Source organism: Streptomyces sp. Q6, from assembly GCF_036967205.1.
Classification (GTDB): Bacteria; Actinomycetota; Actinomycetes; order Streptomycetales; family Streptomycetaceae; genus Streptomyces; species Streptomyces citrinus.
In genome coordinates, this window is sequence record NZ_CP146022.1 from 5,820,046 (window position 1) to 5,833,589 (window position 13,544).

The 13,544-nt window shown below is 70.1% G+C and carries 13 protein-coding genes; 7 read left to right on the forward strand and 6 right to left on the reverse strand.

All coding sequences use genetic code 11. The annotated features are described in order from the left end of the window. Position 1 precedes the first annotated feature (1 nt). The 5 genes from atpA (at position 2) to V2W30_RS27210 (ending at position 5,088) form a co-directional block, all read left to right on the forward strand. Positions 2-1,597, forward strand: a complete 1,596-nt coding sequence (atpA, locus tag V2W30_RS27190; RefSeq protein WP_338700576.1) for a F0F1 ATP synthase subunit alpha — start codon at positions 2-4, stop codon at positions 1,595-1,597. Positions 1,598-1,618: 21 nt separating this feature from the next. Beyond that, positions 1,619-2,536 (forward strand): F0F1 ATP synthase subunit gamma, encoded by a 918-nt coding sequence (locus tag V2W30_RS27195; RefSeq protein WP_338700578.1) that lies wholly within the window; start codon positions 1,619-1,621, stop codon positions 2,534-2,536. After that, complete coding sequence (gene atpD, locus V2W30_RS27200; protein WP_338700580.1) at positions 2,536-3,972, forward strand: F0F1 ATP synthase subunit beta; 1,437 nt, start codon at positions 2,536-2,538, stop codon at positions 3,970-3,972. The genes V2W30_RS27195 and atpD overlap by 1 nt, the downstream gene beginning before the upstream one ends. Positions 3,973-4,110: 138 nt before the next feature. Continuing rightward, positions 4,111-4,485 (forward strand): F0F1 ATP synthase subunit epsilon, encoded by a 375-nt coding sequence (locus V2W30_RS27205; protein WP_338700582.1) that lies wholly within the window; start codon positions 4,111-4,113, stop codon positions 4,483-4,485. Positions 4,486-4,632: 147 nt separating this feature from the next. Continuing rightward, complete coding sequence (locus V2W30_RS27210; RefSeq protein WP_338700584.1) at positions 4,633-5,088, forward strand: DUF2550 domain-containing protein; 456 nt, start codon at positions 4,633-4,635, stop codon at positions 5,086-5,088. Positions 5,089-5,237: 149 nt separating this feature from the next. Here V2W30_RS27210 and V2W30_RS27215 read toward each other — a convergent pair whose 3' ends face one another. The 3 genes from V2W30_RS27215 to V2W30_RS27225 form a co-directional block, all read right to left on the reverse strand. Further along, positions 5,238-7,097: a glycoside hydrolase family 18 chitinase gene (locus V2W30_RS27215; RefSeq protein WP_338700586.1), complete on the reverse strand. Its 1,860-nt coding sequence runs from the start codon at positions 7,095-7,097 to the stop codon at positions 5,238-5,240. A 173-nt stretch (positions 7,098-7,270) separates the two neighbouring features. Further along, on the reverse strand, positions 7,271-7,915 hold the full coding sequence (locus V2W30_RS27220; protein WP_338700588.1) for a response regulator transcription factor: 645 nt from the start codon (positions 7,913-7,915) through the stop codon (positions 7,271-7,273). Then, positions 7,912-9,102, reverse strand: coding sequence for a sensor histidine kinase (locus V2W30_RS27225; RefSeq protein ID WP_338700589.1), 1,191 nt, complete (start codon positions 9,100-9,102; stop codon positions 7,912-7,914). Before V2W30_RS27225 ends, V2W30_RS27220 begins: the two co-directional genes overlap by 4 nt. A 168-nt stretch (positions 9,103-9,270) precedes the next feature. Between V2W30_RS27225 and V2W30_RS27230 the strand changes: the two genes are divergently transcribed. Further along, a complete protein-coding gene (locus tag V2W30_RS27230; protein WP_338700590.1) occupies positions 9,271-9,822 on the forward strand; it encodes a hypothetical protein in 552 nt (183 codons plus the stop codon). Positions 9,823-9,876: 54 nt separating this feature from the next. Continuing rightward, positions 9,877-11,361 carry a M4 family metallopeptidase gene (locus tag V2W30_RS27235; RefSeq protein ID WP_338700593.1) on the forward strand — a complete coding sequence of 495 codons (1,485 nt, stop codon included), beginning with the start codon at positions 9,877-9,879 and terminating at the stop codon, positions 11,359-11,361. A gap of 41 nt (positions 11,362-11,402) precedes the next feature. Here the strand turns inward: V2W30_RS27235 and V2W30_RS27240 are convergent, their stop codons facing one another. From V2W30_RS27240 to V2W30_RS27250, 3 genes are read right to left on the reverse strand one after another with little or no spacing between them, the layout of a single operon-like run. Beyond that, positions 11,403-11,975, reverse strand: a complete 573-nt coding sequence (locus V2W30_RS27240; protein ID WP_338700595.1) for a cob(I)yrinic acid a,c-diamide adenosyltransferase — start codon at positions 11,973-11,975, stop codon at positions 11,403-11,405. Between the two features lie 19 nt (positions 11,976-11,994). After that, positions 11,995-12,744 carry an ABC transporter permease gene (locus tag V2W30_RS27245; RefSeq protein ID WP_338703776.1) on the reverse strand — a complete coding sequence of 250 codons (750 nt, stop codon included), beginning with the start codon at positions 12,742-12,744 and terminating at the stop codon, positions 11,995-11,997. A gap of 5 nt (positions 12,745-12,749) precedes the next feature. Further along, entirely contained in the window at positions 12,750-13,532 is a 783-nt protein-coding gene (locus V2W30_RS27250) for an ABC transporter ATP-binding protein (protein ID WP_338700597.1), read from the reverse strand. Positions 13,533-13,544: the final 12 nt, after the last annotated feature.

Sequence of the window (13,544 nt, forward strand, 5' to 3'; positions counted from 1 at the left end):
GATGGCGGAGCTCACGATCCGGCCGGAGGAGATCCGGGACGCGCTGGAGAACTTTGTCCAGGCGTACAAGCCGGACGCGGCCTCGCGCGAGGAGGTCGGTACGGTCACCCTTGCCGGCGACGGCATCGCGAAGGTCGAGGGCCTTCCCTCGGCCATGGCCAACGAACTGCTGAAGTTCGAGGACGGCACCCTCGGCCTCGCGCTCAACCTGGAAGAGCGCGAGATCGGCGCCATCGTCCTGGGCGAGTTCAGCGGCATCGAGGAGGGCCAGCCGGTCACGCGTACCGGTGAGGTCCTGTCCGTCGGTGTCGGCGAGGGCTACCTGGGTCGCGTCGTCGACCCGCTCGGCAACCCGATCGACGGCCTCGGCGAGATCGAGACCAGCGGCCGACGCGCCCTGGAGCTTCAGGCTCCGGGCGTCATGGCCCGTAAGTCGGTGCACGAGCCGATGGAGACCGGCTACAAGGCCGTCGACGCGATGACCCCCGTCGGCCGTGGTCAGCGTCAGCTGATCATCGGTGACCGCCAGACCGGCAAGACCGCCCTGGCCGTCGACACGATCATCAACCAGCGTGACAACTGGCGCACCGGCGACCCGAAGAAGCAGGTCCGCTGCGTCTACGTCGCCATCGGTCAGAAGGGCTCCACCATCGCCTCCGTGCGTGGTGCGCTCGAAGAGGCCGGCGCGCTGGAGTACACGACCATCGTCGCCGCCCCGGCGTCCGACCCGGCCGGCTTCAAGTACCTGGCGCCGTACACCGGCTCGGCCATCGGCCAGCAGTGGATGTACGAGGGCAAGCACGTCCTCATCATCTTCGACGACCTCTCGAAGCAGGCCGACGCCTACCGCGCCGTGTCCCTGCTGCTCCGCCGCCCGCCAGGGCGCGAGGCCTACCCGGGTGACGTCTTCTACCTGCACTCGCGTCTGCTCGAGCGCTGCGCGAAGCTCTCCGACGAGCTGGGCGCCGGTTCGATGACGGGTCTGCCGATCGTCGAGACGAAGGCCAACGACGTCTCCGCGTTCATCCCGACCAACGTCATCTCCATCACCGACGGCCAGTGCTTCCTGGAGTCGGACCTCTTCAACGCCGGTCAGCGCCCCGCGCTGAACGTCGGTATCTCCGTCTCCCGAGTCGGTGGTTCCGCGCAGCACAAGGCGATGAAGCAGGTCTCCGGCCGTCTGCGTCTGGACCTGGCCCAGTACCGCGAGCTGGAGGCGTTCGCCGCCTTCGGTTCCGACCTGGACGCCGCCTCGAAGTCGCAGCTGGAGCGCGGTCAGCGTCTGGTCGAGCTGCTCAAGCAGGCTCAGTACCAGCCGATGGCCACCGAGGACCAGGTCGTCTCCGTCTGGGCCGGCACCACCGGCAAGATGGACGACGTGCCGGTCGCCGACATCCGTCGCTTCGAGAAGGAGCTCCTGGAGTACCTGCACCGCAAGGAGCAGGGCCTCATGACCTCCATCAAGGAGGGCGGCAAGATGTCGGACGACACGCTCACCGCCGTCGCCGACGCCATCGCCGAGTTCAAGAAGCAGTTCGAGACCTCGGACGGGAAGCTTCTCGGCGAGGACGCTCCGCGCGACGCCGTCTCCAAGTGACGTAAGGAAGGGACCTGACTCATGGGAGCCCAGCTCCGGGTCTACAAGCGTCGCATCCGATCCGTCACCGCGACCAAGAAGATCACCAAGGCGATGGAGATGATCGCCGCCTCGCGCGTCGTCAAGGCGCAGCGCAAGGTGGCGGCCTCCACGCCGTACGCGACCGAGCTCACGCGCGCGGTCACGGCGGTGGGGACCGGGTCGAACACCAAGCACCCGCTGACGACCGAGGCCGAGACGGCGACCCGTTCCGCGGTTCTGCTCCTCACGAGCGACCGCGGTCTGGCCGGCGCCTTCAACTCGAACGCGATCAAGGCCGCCGAGCTGCTCACCGAGCGGCTCGTGGCCGAGGGCAAGGAGGTCGACACGTACATCGTCGGCCGCCGTGGTCTGGCCCACTACAACTTCCGCGAGCGCAAGGTCGTGGAGTCGTGGTCGGGCTTCACCGACGAGCCCACGTACGCGGACGCCAAGAAGGTGGCGGGCCCGCTGATCGAGGCCATCGAGAAGGAGACGGCGGAGGGCGGCGTGGATGAACTCCACATCGTCTACACCGAGTTCATCTCGATGATGACGCAGTCGGCCATCGACGGCCGTCTGCTGCCGCTCAGCCTCGAAGAGGTGGCGGAGGAGTCCGCGTCCAAGGACGAGATCCTTCCGCTGTACGACTTCGAGCCCTCGGCGGAGGACGTCCTCGACGCCCTGCTGCCGCGGTACGTCGAGAGCCGTATCTACAACGCGATGCTCCAGTCGGCTGCCTCCAAGCACGCCGCCACGCGCCGCGCGATGAAGTCGGCGACCGACAACGCGGGAGAGCTCATCAATACGCTCTCCCGACTTGCCAACGCGGCCCGCCAGGCCGAAATCACCCAGGAAATCAGCGAGATCGTCGGTGGCGCCAGCGCCCTGGCCGACGCGACCGCGGGGAGTGACAAGTAATGACGACCACTGTTGAGACGGCCGTTGCCACGGGCCGCGTCGCCCGGGTGATCGGCCCGGTCGTCGACGTGGAGTTCCCCGTCGACGCGATGCCGGAGATCTACAACGCCCTGCACGTCGAGGTCAACGACCCGGCGCAGGACGGCGTGAAGAAGACCCTGACGCTCGAGGTCGCCCAGCACCTCGGTGACGGCCTGGTCCGCGCCATCTCCATGCAGCCCACCGACGGCCTGGTCCGCCAGGCCCCGGTGTCCGACACGGGCGCCTCCATCACGGTGCCGGTCGGCGACTTCACCAAGGGCAAGGTGTTCAACACCCTCGGCGAGGTTCTGAACGTCGACGAGAAGTACGACGGCGAGCGCTGGGGCATCCACCGCAAGGCGCCGAACTTCGACGAGCTCGAGTCGAAGACCGAGATGTTCGAGACCGGCATCAAGGTCGTCGACCTTCTCACCCCGTACGTCAAGGGTGGAAAGATCGGCCTGTTCGGTGGTGCCGGCGTCGGCAAGACGGTGCTCATCCAGGAGATGATCTACCGCGTCGCCAACAACCACGACGGTGTCTCCGTGTTCGCCGGTGTCGGTGAGCGCACCCGTGAGGGCAACGACCTCATCGAGGAAATGGCCGACTCGGGCGTCATCGACAAGACCGCGCTGGTCTTCGGTCAGATGGACGAGCCGCCGGGCACCCGTCTGCGCGTGGCCCTCGCGGGTCTGACCATGGCGGAGTACTTCCGCGATGTGCAGAAGCAGGACGTGCTGTTCTTCATCGACAACATCTTCCGCTTCACGCAGGCCGGTTCCGAGGTCTCCACGCTGCTCGGCCGCATGCCGTCCGCCGTGGGTTACCAGCCGAACCTGGCCGACGAGATGGGTCTCCTCCAGGAGCGCATCACGTCGACCCGTGGTCACTCGATCACGTCGATGCAGGCCATTTACGTGCCCGCGGACGACCTGACCGACCCGGCCCCGGCGACGACCTTCGCCCACCTCGACGCGACGACGGTTCTGTCCCGTCCGATCTCGGAGAAGGGCATCTACCCGGCCGTCGACCCGCTGGACTCCACGTCCCGGATCCTGGACCCCCGCTACATCGCGGCGGACCACTACAACACCGCCATGCGCGTCAAGACGGTGCTGCAGAAGTACAAGGACCTCCAGGACATCATCGCGATCCTCGGTATCGACGAGCTCGGCGAGGAGGACAAGCTCACTGTCCACCGCGCCCGTCGTGTGGAGCGCTTCCTCTCCCAGAACACCCACGTCGCCAAGCAGTTCACCGGCGTCGACGGGTCGGACGTCCCGCTGGACGAGTCGATCACCGCGTTCAACGCGATCATCGACGGCGAGTACGACCACTTCCCGGAGCAGGCGTTCTTCCTGTGCGGTGGCATCGAGGACCTCAAGGCCAACGCCAAGGAGCTCGGCGTCTCCTGAAGCCGGTGACGCAGGTCGCTGACTTGCAGCTGTCTTCCTGACGGGGGGCGGGTGTCCCGCCCCCCGTCGTACGCCCACTAGACTTTGACCCAACACCCGGCAGCGAGTGCTTCCGGGTGGTGACCCGAGGAGCCCACCTTGGCTGCTGAGCTGCACGTCGAGCTCGTCGCCGCGGACCGCAGTGTCTGGTCCGGCGAGGCCACCCTGGTCGTCGCGCGCACCACGTCCGGCGACATCGGCGTCATGCCCGGTCACCAGCCGCTGCTCGGTGTGCTGGAGTCGGGCCCGGTGACGATCCGTACGACCGAAGGTGACACGATCGTGGCGGCTGTCCACGGCGGTTTCATCTCGTTCGCGGACAACAAGCTGTCGCTGCTGGCCGAGATCGTCGAGTTGTCGGACGAGATCGACGTCCAGCGTGCGGAGCGGGCGCTGGACCGTGCCAAGGCGGACGCGGACGCGTCCGCCGAGCGGCGCGCCGATGTCCGTCTGCGTGCGGTGGCGGCCCGCTGACCCCAGCGAGCCCTGTGACGTTCCTCAGCCGCGGCCCAGGCCGGAGATGATCTCCGGACCGGGTCGCGGCTGAGGCGATCTACAACTGTTTTTGCTGTTCCGTTATCAGGCGTTTGATTCCGTCGCGAAGCGAGGAGGTCGGTGCAGATGGTCCTCGTTCTCGTGCTGTGCGTAGTCGCGGTCGTCGTACTCGTACTGCTGGGGCTGTTCGTCTTCGGGCTGCGGCGCCGGCTGATCCAGCGCTCGGGCGGCACGTTCGACTGTTCGCTGCGGTGGGACGCGCCCGAACCGGGCGCCGACGACACCTCCGGCAAGGGCTGGGGCTACGGCATCGCCCGCTACAACGGTGACCGGATCGAGTGGTTCCGCGTCTTCTCGTACGCGCCCCGGCCGCGCCGGATCCTGGAGCGGGCCGCGATCGAGGTCACCGGGCGGCGTGCTCCCGAGGGCGAGGAGGAGCTCGCGCTCCTGTCGGACGCGATCGTCCTCGCCTGTTCGCACCGCGGTTCCCGGCTCGAACTGGCCATGAGCGAGGACGCGTTGACCGGGTTCCTCGCCTGGCTGGAGGCGGCGCCGCCCGGCCAACGCGTCAATGTGGCCTGAGAGCCCTTCCCGTTGGTCGGGGATCCCCCGGACGAGGTCCGGGGGAGGGTGAACGGGGCGTGGTCGCGCGGGATCTGTCCCGGACAGACAAGAAGCCGGGCTCACGGGGGGCGTTCCCGTGAGCCCGGCTTCGTCTGGTGGGGGAGTGGTTACTGGAGGCCGGAGTTGATCGCGGTCACCAGTTCGCCGTTGGACGTGTCTCCGGAGAACTCCCAGAAGAACGCGCCGCCCAGACCCTGGGACTTCGCCCAGGTCATCTTGGAGCCGATCGTGGCCGGGGTGTCGTACGACCACCAGTCGGAGCCGCAGTACGCGTACGCCGTGCCGGCCACCGTGCCGTTCGCCGGGCACTTAGTCTTCAGGACCTTGTAGTCCTCGATGCCCTGCTCGTACGTGCCGGCCGCCGGGCCCGTGGCCGTGCCGCCCGGCTCCTTCTGGGTGACGCCGGTCCAGCCGCGGCCGTAGAAGCCGATGCCGAGGAGCAGCTTCGACGCCGGGACGCCCTGCGCCTTCAGCTTGGCGATCGCCTCGGCGGAGGTGAAGCCCTGCTGCGGGATGCCGGAGTACGAGGTGAGCGGGGAGTGCGGGGCCGTCGGGCCCTTGGCCGCCCACGCGCCGAAGAAGTCGTAGGTCATGACGTTGTACCAGTCGAGGGACTGGGCGGCGCCCGCGTAGTCGTTCTTCTCGATCTTGCCGCCTGCGGAGGCGTCGGCGGTGATCGCCGCCGTCACCAGGTTGCTGCTGCCGAACTTGGCGCGGAGCGCGGTCGTCAGCTTCTTCAGGGCGTCCTGGCCGCTGGTGTCACAGGACAGGCCACAGGCGTTGGGGTACTCCCAGTCGATGTCGATGCCGTCGAAGACGTCCGCCCAGCGCGGGTCCTCGACGAGCTTGTAGCAGGAGTCGGCGAACGCGGCCGGGTTCTGCGCGGCCTGGCCGAAGCCGCCGGACCAGGTCCAGCCGCCGAACGACCAGATGATCTTCAGGTTCGGGTGCTTGGCCTTGAGCTGGCGCAGCTGGTTGAAGGCGCCGCGCAGCGGCTGGTCCCAGGTGTCGGCGACGCCGGAGACCGAGTTGGCCGCGGTGTACGCCATGTCGGTGTCGGCGTAGGCGTCGCCCATCGTGCACTGGCCGTTCTGCACGTTGCCGAAGGCGTAGTTGATGTGCGTGACCTTCGCCGCCGAGCCCGAGGTCTCCAGGTTCTTGGGGTAGTACTGGCGGCCGTAGACGCCCCAGTCGGTGAAGTACCCCATCTTGACCTTGCCGCCCGGGCCGGGGCCCGGGTCCGTGCCGCCGCCAGTGGTGTGGACCTTGACCGCGCCGGACGCGGGACCTGTCTGGTCGGCGGTGTCGCGGGCGCGGACCGTGTACGAGTAGTCGGTGCCGGCGGTCAGGCCGGTGTCGGAGTACGAGGTCCCCGTCACCGTCGCGACCTTGGCGCCGTCGCGCAGGACGTCGTAGTTCTTGACGCCCTTGTCGTCGGTCGCGGCCGACCAGGAGAGCTTGACGGACGTGTCGGTGATGCTCGACGCCGTCGGGGTGCCGGGCGCGGAGGGCGCCGCGTCGCCGGGGACGTCGCCGCCGTCGCAGGAGGCGCCGTTGAGCTTGCAGCCGGAGGGGGCGCCGGAGCCGGAGCCGTTGAACCCGAAGGAGACCGAGGCGCCGGGGGCGAGGGTCCCGTTCCAGGAGAGGTTCTTGGCGGTCCAGTGGTCGGCGGAGTTGGTGACGGTCGCGTCCCAGGCCGAGGTCACCTTCGTACCGGACGGGAAGTCCCACTCCACGGTCCAGGAACTGACCGACGTGGTGCCGGAGTTCTTGATGGTCCACTTGCCTTCGAAGCCGGTGCCCCAGTCCTGGGTCTTGGCGTACGTCGCGGTGACGGCGGTCGCCTCGGCGGCGGCGTGGGACGGGGTGGCGAGGCCGACAAGGGCGGCGGCGGGGAGGACGAGGGTGGCCAGGGCGGCGGTCGTTCGGTGGCGAAGTCGCTGTCTGGGTACGTCACTTGAGCGCATCGGGGGTGCTCCTCGGGTGTTTCGGGATCCGTGATGGGGGTGGAACCCTGCGACGCCCGTGAGCACCGGAGTGGGGGGATGTGCTCACCGCAGTGCGGCGAGAATAGAAAGGTCTGGACCATCGGTCAAGGTCTAAACCAATTATGGGTTTCGGCCAATCTGCGGAACAGGGGCTAAACCCCCAACTCCTGCGCCATCACGGCGGCTTGGACCCGGCTGCGCAGCCCCAGCTTGCCGAGGAGCCGGCTGACATGGGTCTTCACCGTGGCCTCCGCCATGTCGAGCCGTACGGCGATGTCCGCGTTCGGCAGTCCCTCGCCGAGGCAGCTCAGGACCTCGCGCTCACGCCGGGTGAGCGTCTCCAACTCGGGCGGAGCGGGCGGGCGTTCACGCCGCTCCGGGCCCGCCGCGAACTCCGCGATCAGCCGTCGGGTCACCGCGGGCGCGATCAGCCCCTCGCCGCCCGCGACGGTCCGTACGGCCTCGATCAGATCCTTCGCGTCGGTGTTCTTGAGCAGGAAGCCGGACGCGCCCGCGCGCAGCGCCCCGAAGACGTACGCGTCCAGGTCGAAGGTGGTCAGGACGAGGACGTCCGCCAGGCCCTCGCCGACCACCGCGCGGGTGGCCGAAACACCGTCGAGCCGCGGCATCTGCACGTCCATGAGGACCAGATCGGGCCGCAGCTCCCTGGCCAGCTCCACCGCCCGCTCGCCGTCCTCGGCCTCACCGACCACCTCGATGTCGGGGGCGCTGTTCAGAATGAGGACGAGCCCGGACCGCACGGCGGCCTGGTCCTCGGCGACGAGCACGCGGATCACGTCAACTCCCTTTCGGAGGCGGGACGGTCGAGGGGAAGGCGGGCGCGCACCGCCCAGGTCCTGCCCTGCGCGGAGTCCTCGGGCCCGGCCTCGAACGTGCCGCCGAGCAGCGCCGCCCGTTCCCGCATCCCGACGAGCCCGGCGCCCGAACCGGGCGCGCGCGGCCCGTCCCGGTCGCCGTACGCGCTGCTCACCCGCACCTCGACACGGTCGTCGGCCCGCTCCACGGTGACCGTGACCGGCCCGGGAGCGGCGTGCTTGAGGGCGTTCGTGAGGGACTCCTGGACGATGCGGTAGGCGGCCAGCTCGACCGGGGCCGGGAGCGCGTCCGTGTCGCCGAAGACGCTCAGGGCGACGTCGAGACCGTTCGTACGGGACTGCTCGACGAGGGCGGCGAGCCCGTCCAGGGTGGGCGCGGCGGCGGGCTCCGTGTCACCGCCCGCGTCGCGCAGGATACCGATCAGGCGGCGCATCTCGGCGAGCCCGTCGACGCTGTTCTCGCGGATCGTCTCCAGCGCGGTACGGGTCGTGGCGTCGTCGTCGATGGACAGCGCGGCGGTGGAGTGGATCGCGATCGCCGAGAGGTGGTTCGCCACCATGTCGTGCAGTTCGCGGGCCATCCGCGCGCGCTCCGCCGCCACCGCCTGCACGCGGTCCATCTCCGCGAGCAGCGCGGTCTGTTCGGCCCGCAGCCGCTCCGCCGCCGCGGTCTCGCGATGGCCGCGCACCAGCATGCCGGTGGCCGCGGGACCGAACGAGACGAGCCCCACCGCCGTGCCCACCAGGATCGCCTCCGGCCGCCGCCACCACGCCAGGAAGCCGAGCGTGAAGGCGACGGTGACCAGTCCGGTGCCGACCGGGAGGCGGCGGGCCGCCGCCGGGGTCCCGTACAGCGCGCCCGCGTACATCAGGTCCGTGTACATCAGGACCGTCGCCAGACTGCCCTGCGTGAACTGGTCGGCGACCAGCGCGACGGTCCCGGCGATCACGGCGAACCGAGGCCGCGTGCGGCGCAGCAGCTCCAGCCCCGCCATGACGCAGAGCGGCAGCAGCAGCCACGCCCCGTCGAACATCCGCCCCGTGTTCATGCGGAGCCCGATGCCCCACAGCGCGAGCCCGCCGAGCAGCCCCACGACGGCGATCCGTACGTCGTCGCGGTGCGGGCGGGGCAGGTCCGTGCGGTGCATGCCCCCATCCAACACGTACGGCGCGGCGCGGGCATGGTGCGCCGGGACGAAGCCGGGCCGGCCCGCGCTACATCGAAGGATGCAGTCGCGATTCCTCACTGGCGACGATGATCACGGCCGATCCGGCGGCGAGTCTGGAACCAGGGCACGGAGCGAGAGGAGCCCACCGTGATCGTCACGCTGATCATCGTCTGCGAGGTCGGCTTCTGGGTGCTGCTGGCCGCGGGCCTCGCGCTGCGCTACTGGGCGAAGATGCCCCGGGCGAGCGTCGCGGTGCTGCTGTGCGAGCCGCTCCTGGAGGCCCTGCTCTTCGTCGCCACGGCCGTCGACCTCAAGAACGGCGCCGCACCCGACTGGAAGCACGGCCTGGCCGCCGTCTACATCGGCTACTCCGTCGCCCTCGGGCACTCCACGGTGAAGTGGGTCGACGTCCGCGTCGCCCACCGCTTCGCGGGCGGCCCGCCGCCGTCCACGCCCAAGTACGGCGTGCCCCGCGCGATCCACGAGTGGAAGCTCGCCGCGCGCTGGATCGCGGCCGCCGTCATCGCCATGGGGCTGTTGCAGGGAGCGATCTGGTACGTGGGCGACGGCGGCGACACCGGGTCCATGGAGCAGTGGCAGCAGCGGATGCTGTTCCTGATCGCGATCAACGTGATCATCGCGCTGAGCTACACGGTGTTCCCGAAGAAGGAGCCGGCGGTGACCTCGGGACGCAGGTGAAATACGACCGCCGGGGCCTTGGCACCCGCCCCGGGCCGGCCCGACCATGCGGGCATGGACAGTGCCTTGCTGGCGGCTCTCATCGGCACCGTCGGCGGTGGTCTCGCCACGGCCGGCGCGGCGTGGCTCAAGGGGCGGACCAACGCCCGGACCGCCGCCCGGCTCATCTACGCGGAGCTGACCCGGGACAGCTCCGCCGTCGCCTACTTCCGGCAGACCGGGCACTGGATGGCGCCGAACCTGTCGCGCGCGGCCTGGGACAACCACGGCGAGCTGATCGCGCGCCGCCGCAGCAGCGAGTCCTTCGAGACGGTGCACCGCGGGTACGAGGCGCTGGAGCTGGCTCCGTTCCTCGCGGACGACGCGCTCTCGCCGGCCGTCCGCGACCAGTGGCTGCGCGGCGAGGTGGAGCGCCTCGCCGCGGCGATCCGGGAGATCGGCGCGCTCGCCCAGGTGTCGCGGCCGCAGGTGGAGCAGTGGACCCGGCGCCTGGAGGACGCCGGCCGCCCGGACGGCGGCGCGCCCCTGATCCGCACCGACACCGGAATGGTCCCGCTCACGCTCCTGGAACGCATCGTCGACGGCTCCGTGCCTCCGCTCGCGTACGAGGGCCTGGGCGTCGTGGTCAGCAACGGCGTGGTCGAGGTCAAGGCATGGGCGCGCGAGGAGGATCTCGCCGAGGTCGTCGTCTTCGACGCGGGCGGCGGCAAGGAACTGGACGCGCTGCCCCCGGTGCGCTGGAGCGGCCGGCCGCCGACCGGTGACGTCGCGGCCGACGAGGCGTACGACGGTCTGACGGCGGCCGCCCGGTTCGTGCGCGAGGTGCTGGGGCGGGACACCGTGGTCCAGAAGGGCGGCCCGCTCGCCGCGGCCGTCCACTACGACAAGGGGTTCAACAACTCCTTCTGGAACGGCTCCCTCATCGTGTTCGGCGACGGCGACAACAAGCTCTTCGGCCGCTTCACGCGCTGTCCCGAACTCGTCGGGGCCGAGGTGTGGCGCAGCCTGCCCGAGATGATGACGTCCTTCCAGTTCTACGGGGAGAACGGCGCGCTCAGCACGTCCCTCTGCGACGTCTTCGGCCTGCTGATCAAGCAGTTCTCCCTCGGCCAGTCGGTCGATGAGGCCGACTGGGTCCTCGGCGCGGGGCTGTTCGCCCCCGGCGTGCGAGGCGTCGGCCTGCGCTCCCTGAAGGCGCCGGGCACGGCGTACGACGACCCGACGCTCGGCAAGGACCCGCAGCCCGCCCACATGGACGACTACGTGCGGACCGACCGGGACAACGGCGGCGTCCACATCAACGGCGGCATCCCGGGCCACGCCTTCTACCGCCTGGCGGCCGCGCTCGGCGGCAACGCGTGGGAGCGCGCGGGCCTCATCTGGTGGGTCGCTCTCATCAGCGGCGAGATCGGCCACCGGACCCGCTTCGCCGACTTCGCCCGGCTGACCGTCGCGGCGGCCAGGGCCCGGTACGGCGACGACAGCGAGGAGCTGCGCGCCGTGCGGGACTCCTGGGACGCCGTCGGCATCAGGCCCTAGGTGTATCGATCACGAGCGTTGCCAACGCGTGCGGACGCGCCCTAGCGCTCGCCCCCGGGGACCCACAGCACGTCCCCGACCTCCTTGTTCGCGATCCGGGCCAGGATGAACAGCAGGTCGGACAGGCGGTTCAGGTACGTCGCCGTCAGCGGGTTCATCGTCTCGCCGTGAACCTCGAGCGCCGCCCACGTCGACCGCTCGGCCCGCCGCACCACCGTGCACGCCTGGTGCAGCAGCGCCGCGCCCGCGGTGCCGCCCGGCAGGATGAACGAGCGCAGCTTCTCCAGCTGGTCGTTGAAGCGGTCGCAGTCCGCCTCCAGCTTGTCGACGTAGAACTGCTCGACGCGCAGCGGCGGGTACTCCGGGTTCTCCACGACCGGCGTCGACAGATCGGCGCCGACGTCGAACAGGTCGTTCTGCACCCGCACGAGGACCTCGACGACCTCCTCCTCCAGACCACCGAGGGCGATCGCCGAGCCGATCACGGCGTTGGCCTCGTTGGCGTCCGCGTACGCCGAGATCCGCAGATCGGTCTTGGCGGTGCGGCTCATGTCGCCGAGGGCGGTGGTGCCCTTGTCTCCGGTACGGGTGTAGATGCGCGTCAGCTTGACCATGCGGTCAGCGTAGTGAGGCTCAGGCCCGCCGGAAGACACGTGTGCCCACCGTCACGGCGAACCCGGCGAACGCGACCGCGACCAAGGCCCCGTACAGCATGTCCGCCGTCGCGTACGCGCCCACGTACGCGTCCCGCATCGCGTCGACCAGATAGCGCACCGGCATGACGTGCGACAGCGCGTTCAGCCAGCCCGGCGCCAGCGCCATCGGCAGCATCAGCCCGGACAGCAGCATCGACGGCATCGTGACCGCGTTGATGACGGGTCCGAACTCCTGCGGCGTACGGACCCGGAAGGCGAGCGCGTACGAGAGCGACGCCAGGGAGACCGTCAGCAGCGCCACGAAGACGAAGCCGATGAGGATCCCGGCGAGCGGCGCGCGCAGGCCCATCGCCAGCGCGGCGAGCACGAGGAGCACCGCCTGGAAGAGGAAGAGCGCGGTGTCGCGCAGGACCCGGCCGAGCAGCAGCGCGAGCCTGCTCACCGGAGTGACCCGCATCCGCTCCACCACCCCGTAGTTCTTCTCCAGGATGATCCCGAAGCCGCAGAACGCGGCGCCGAACAGGCCGAGTTGGAGCAGCAGGCCGGGCACGAGCACCTGCCAGGAGCTGCCCGTCCCGCCGAGCGGCAGATCCGTGAGCAGCGGCCCGAAGAAGACCAGGTACAGCAGCGGCATGAGGATGCCGAACAGCATCTGGAACCGGGAGGAGAGGGTCTGGCGGGCGTACCGGCCGAAGATGAGGAGAGTGTCCGAGGCGAGGGTCTTCATCGCGTTCACACCGCCACCGGGATCGTGTCCACCGGAGCGGGACCGCGCCCGGTGATGGCCAGGAAGGTCTCCTGCAACGACGCGTCGATCGACCCGCCGTACGTCAGCTTCAGCGCGCTCGGCGTGCCCTGCGCCGCGACCACCCCCTGGTCCACGACGACGATCCGGTCCGCGAGGGCGTCCGCCTCGTCGAGGTAGTGCGTGGTCAGGAAGACGGTGGTGCCGTGCTCGTCGCGCAGCCGGCGCACCAGGTCCCACAGGTCGGCGCGGCCCGCCGGGTCGAGCCCGGTCGTCGGCTCGTCCAGGAAGAGCACGGCGGGGCGGTGGGTGAGCCCCATCGCGATGTCGAGGCGCCGCCGCTGCCCACCGGAGAGCGCCGCCGTCCTGCGGTCCATGAGCCCGTCGAGACCGAGATCGGCCGCCAACTCAGCTGCCCGCGCGACCGCCTGAGGCTTCGTCAGGCGGTGCAGGCGGCCCTGGGTGACGAGCTCCTCGCGTACGGAGAGATGTGGATCGGTGCCGCCGGACTGGGCGACGTAACCGACCGCGCGCCGCACCCCCGCCGGGTCGGAGACCAGGTCGTGGCCCGCGACGGTGGCCGCGCCGCCGGTGGGCGCGAGGAGTGTGGTGAGCATCCGCAGGGTCGTGGTCTTGCCCGCCCCGTTCGGGCCGAGGAAGCCGAGGATCTCGCCGGAGCGCACGCGCAGGTCGATGCCGCGGACGGCGTCGACCGTGCCGCGTTCGGTGGTGAAGGTCCGGGCGAGCCCGGACGTGCTGATGACCGTCATGCGGGCCAGAAA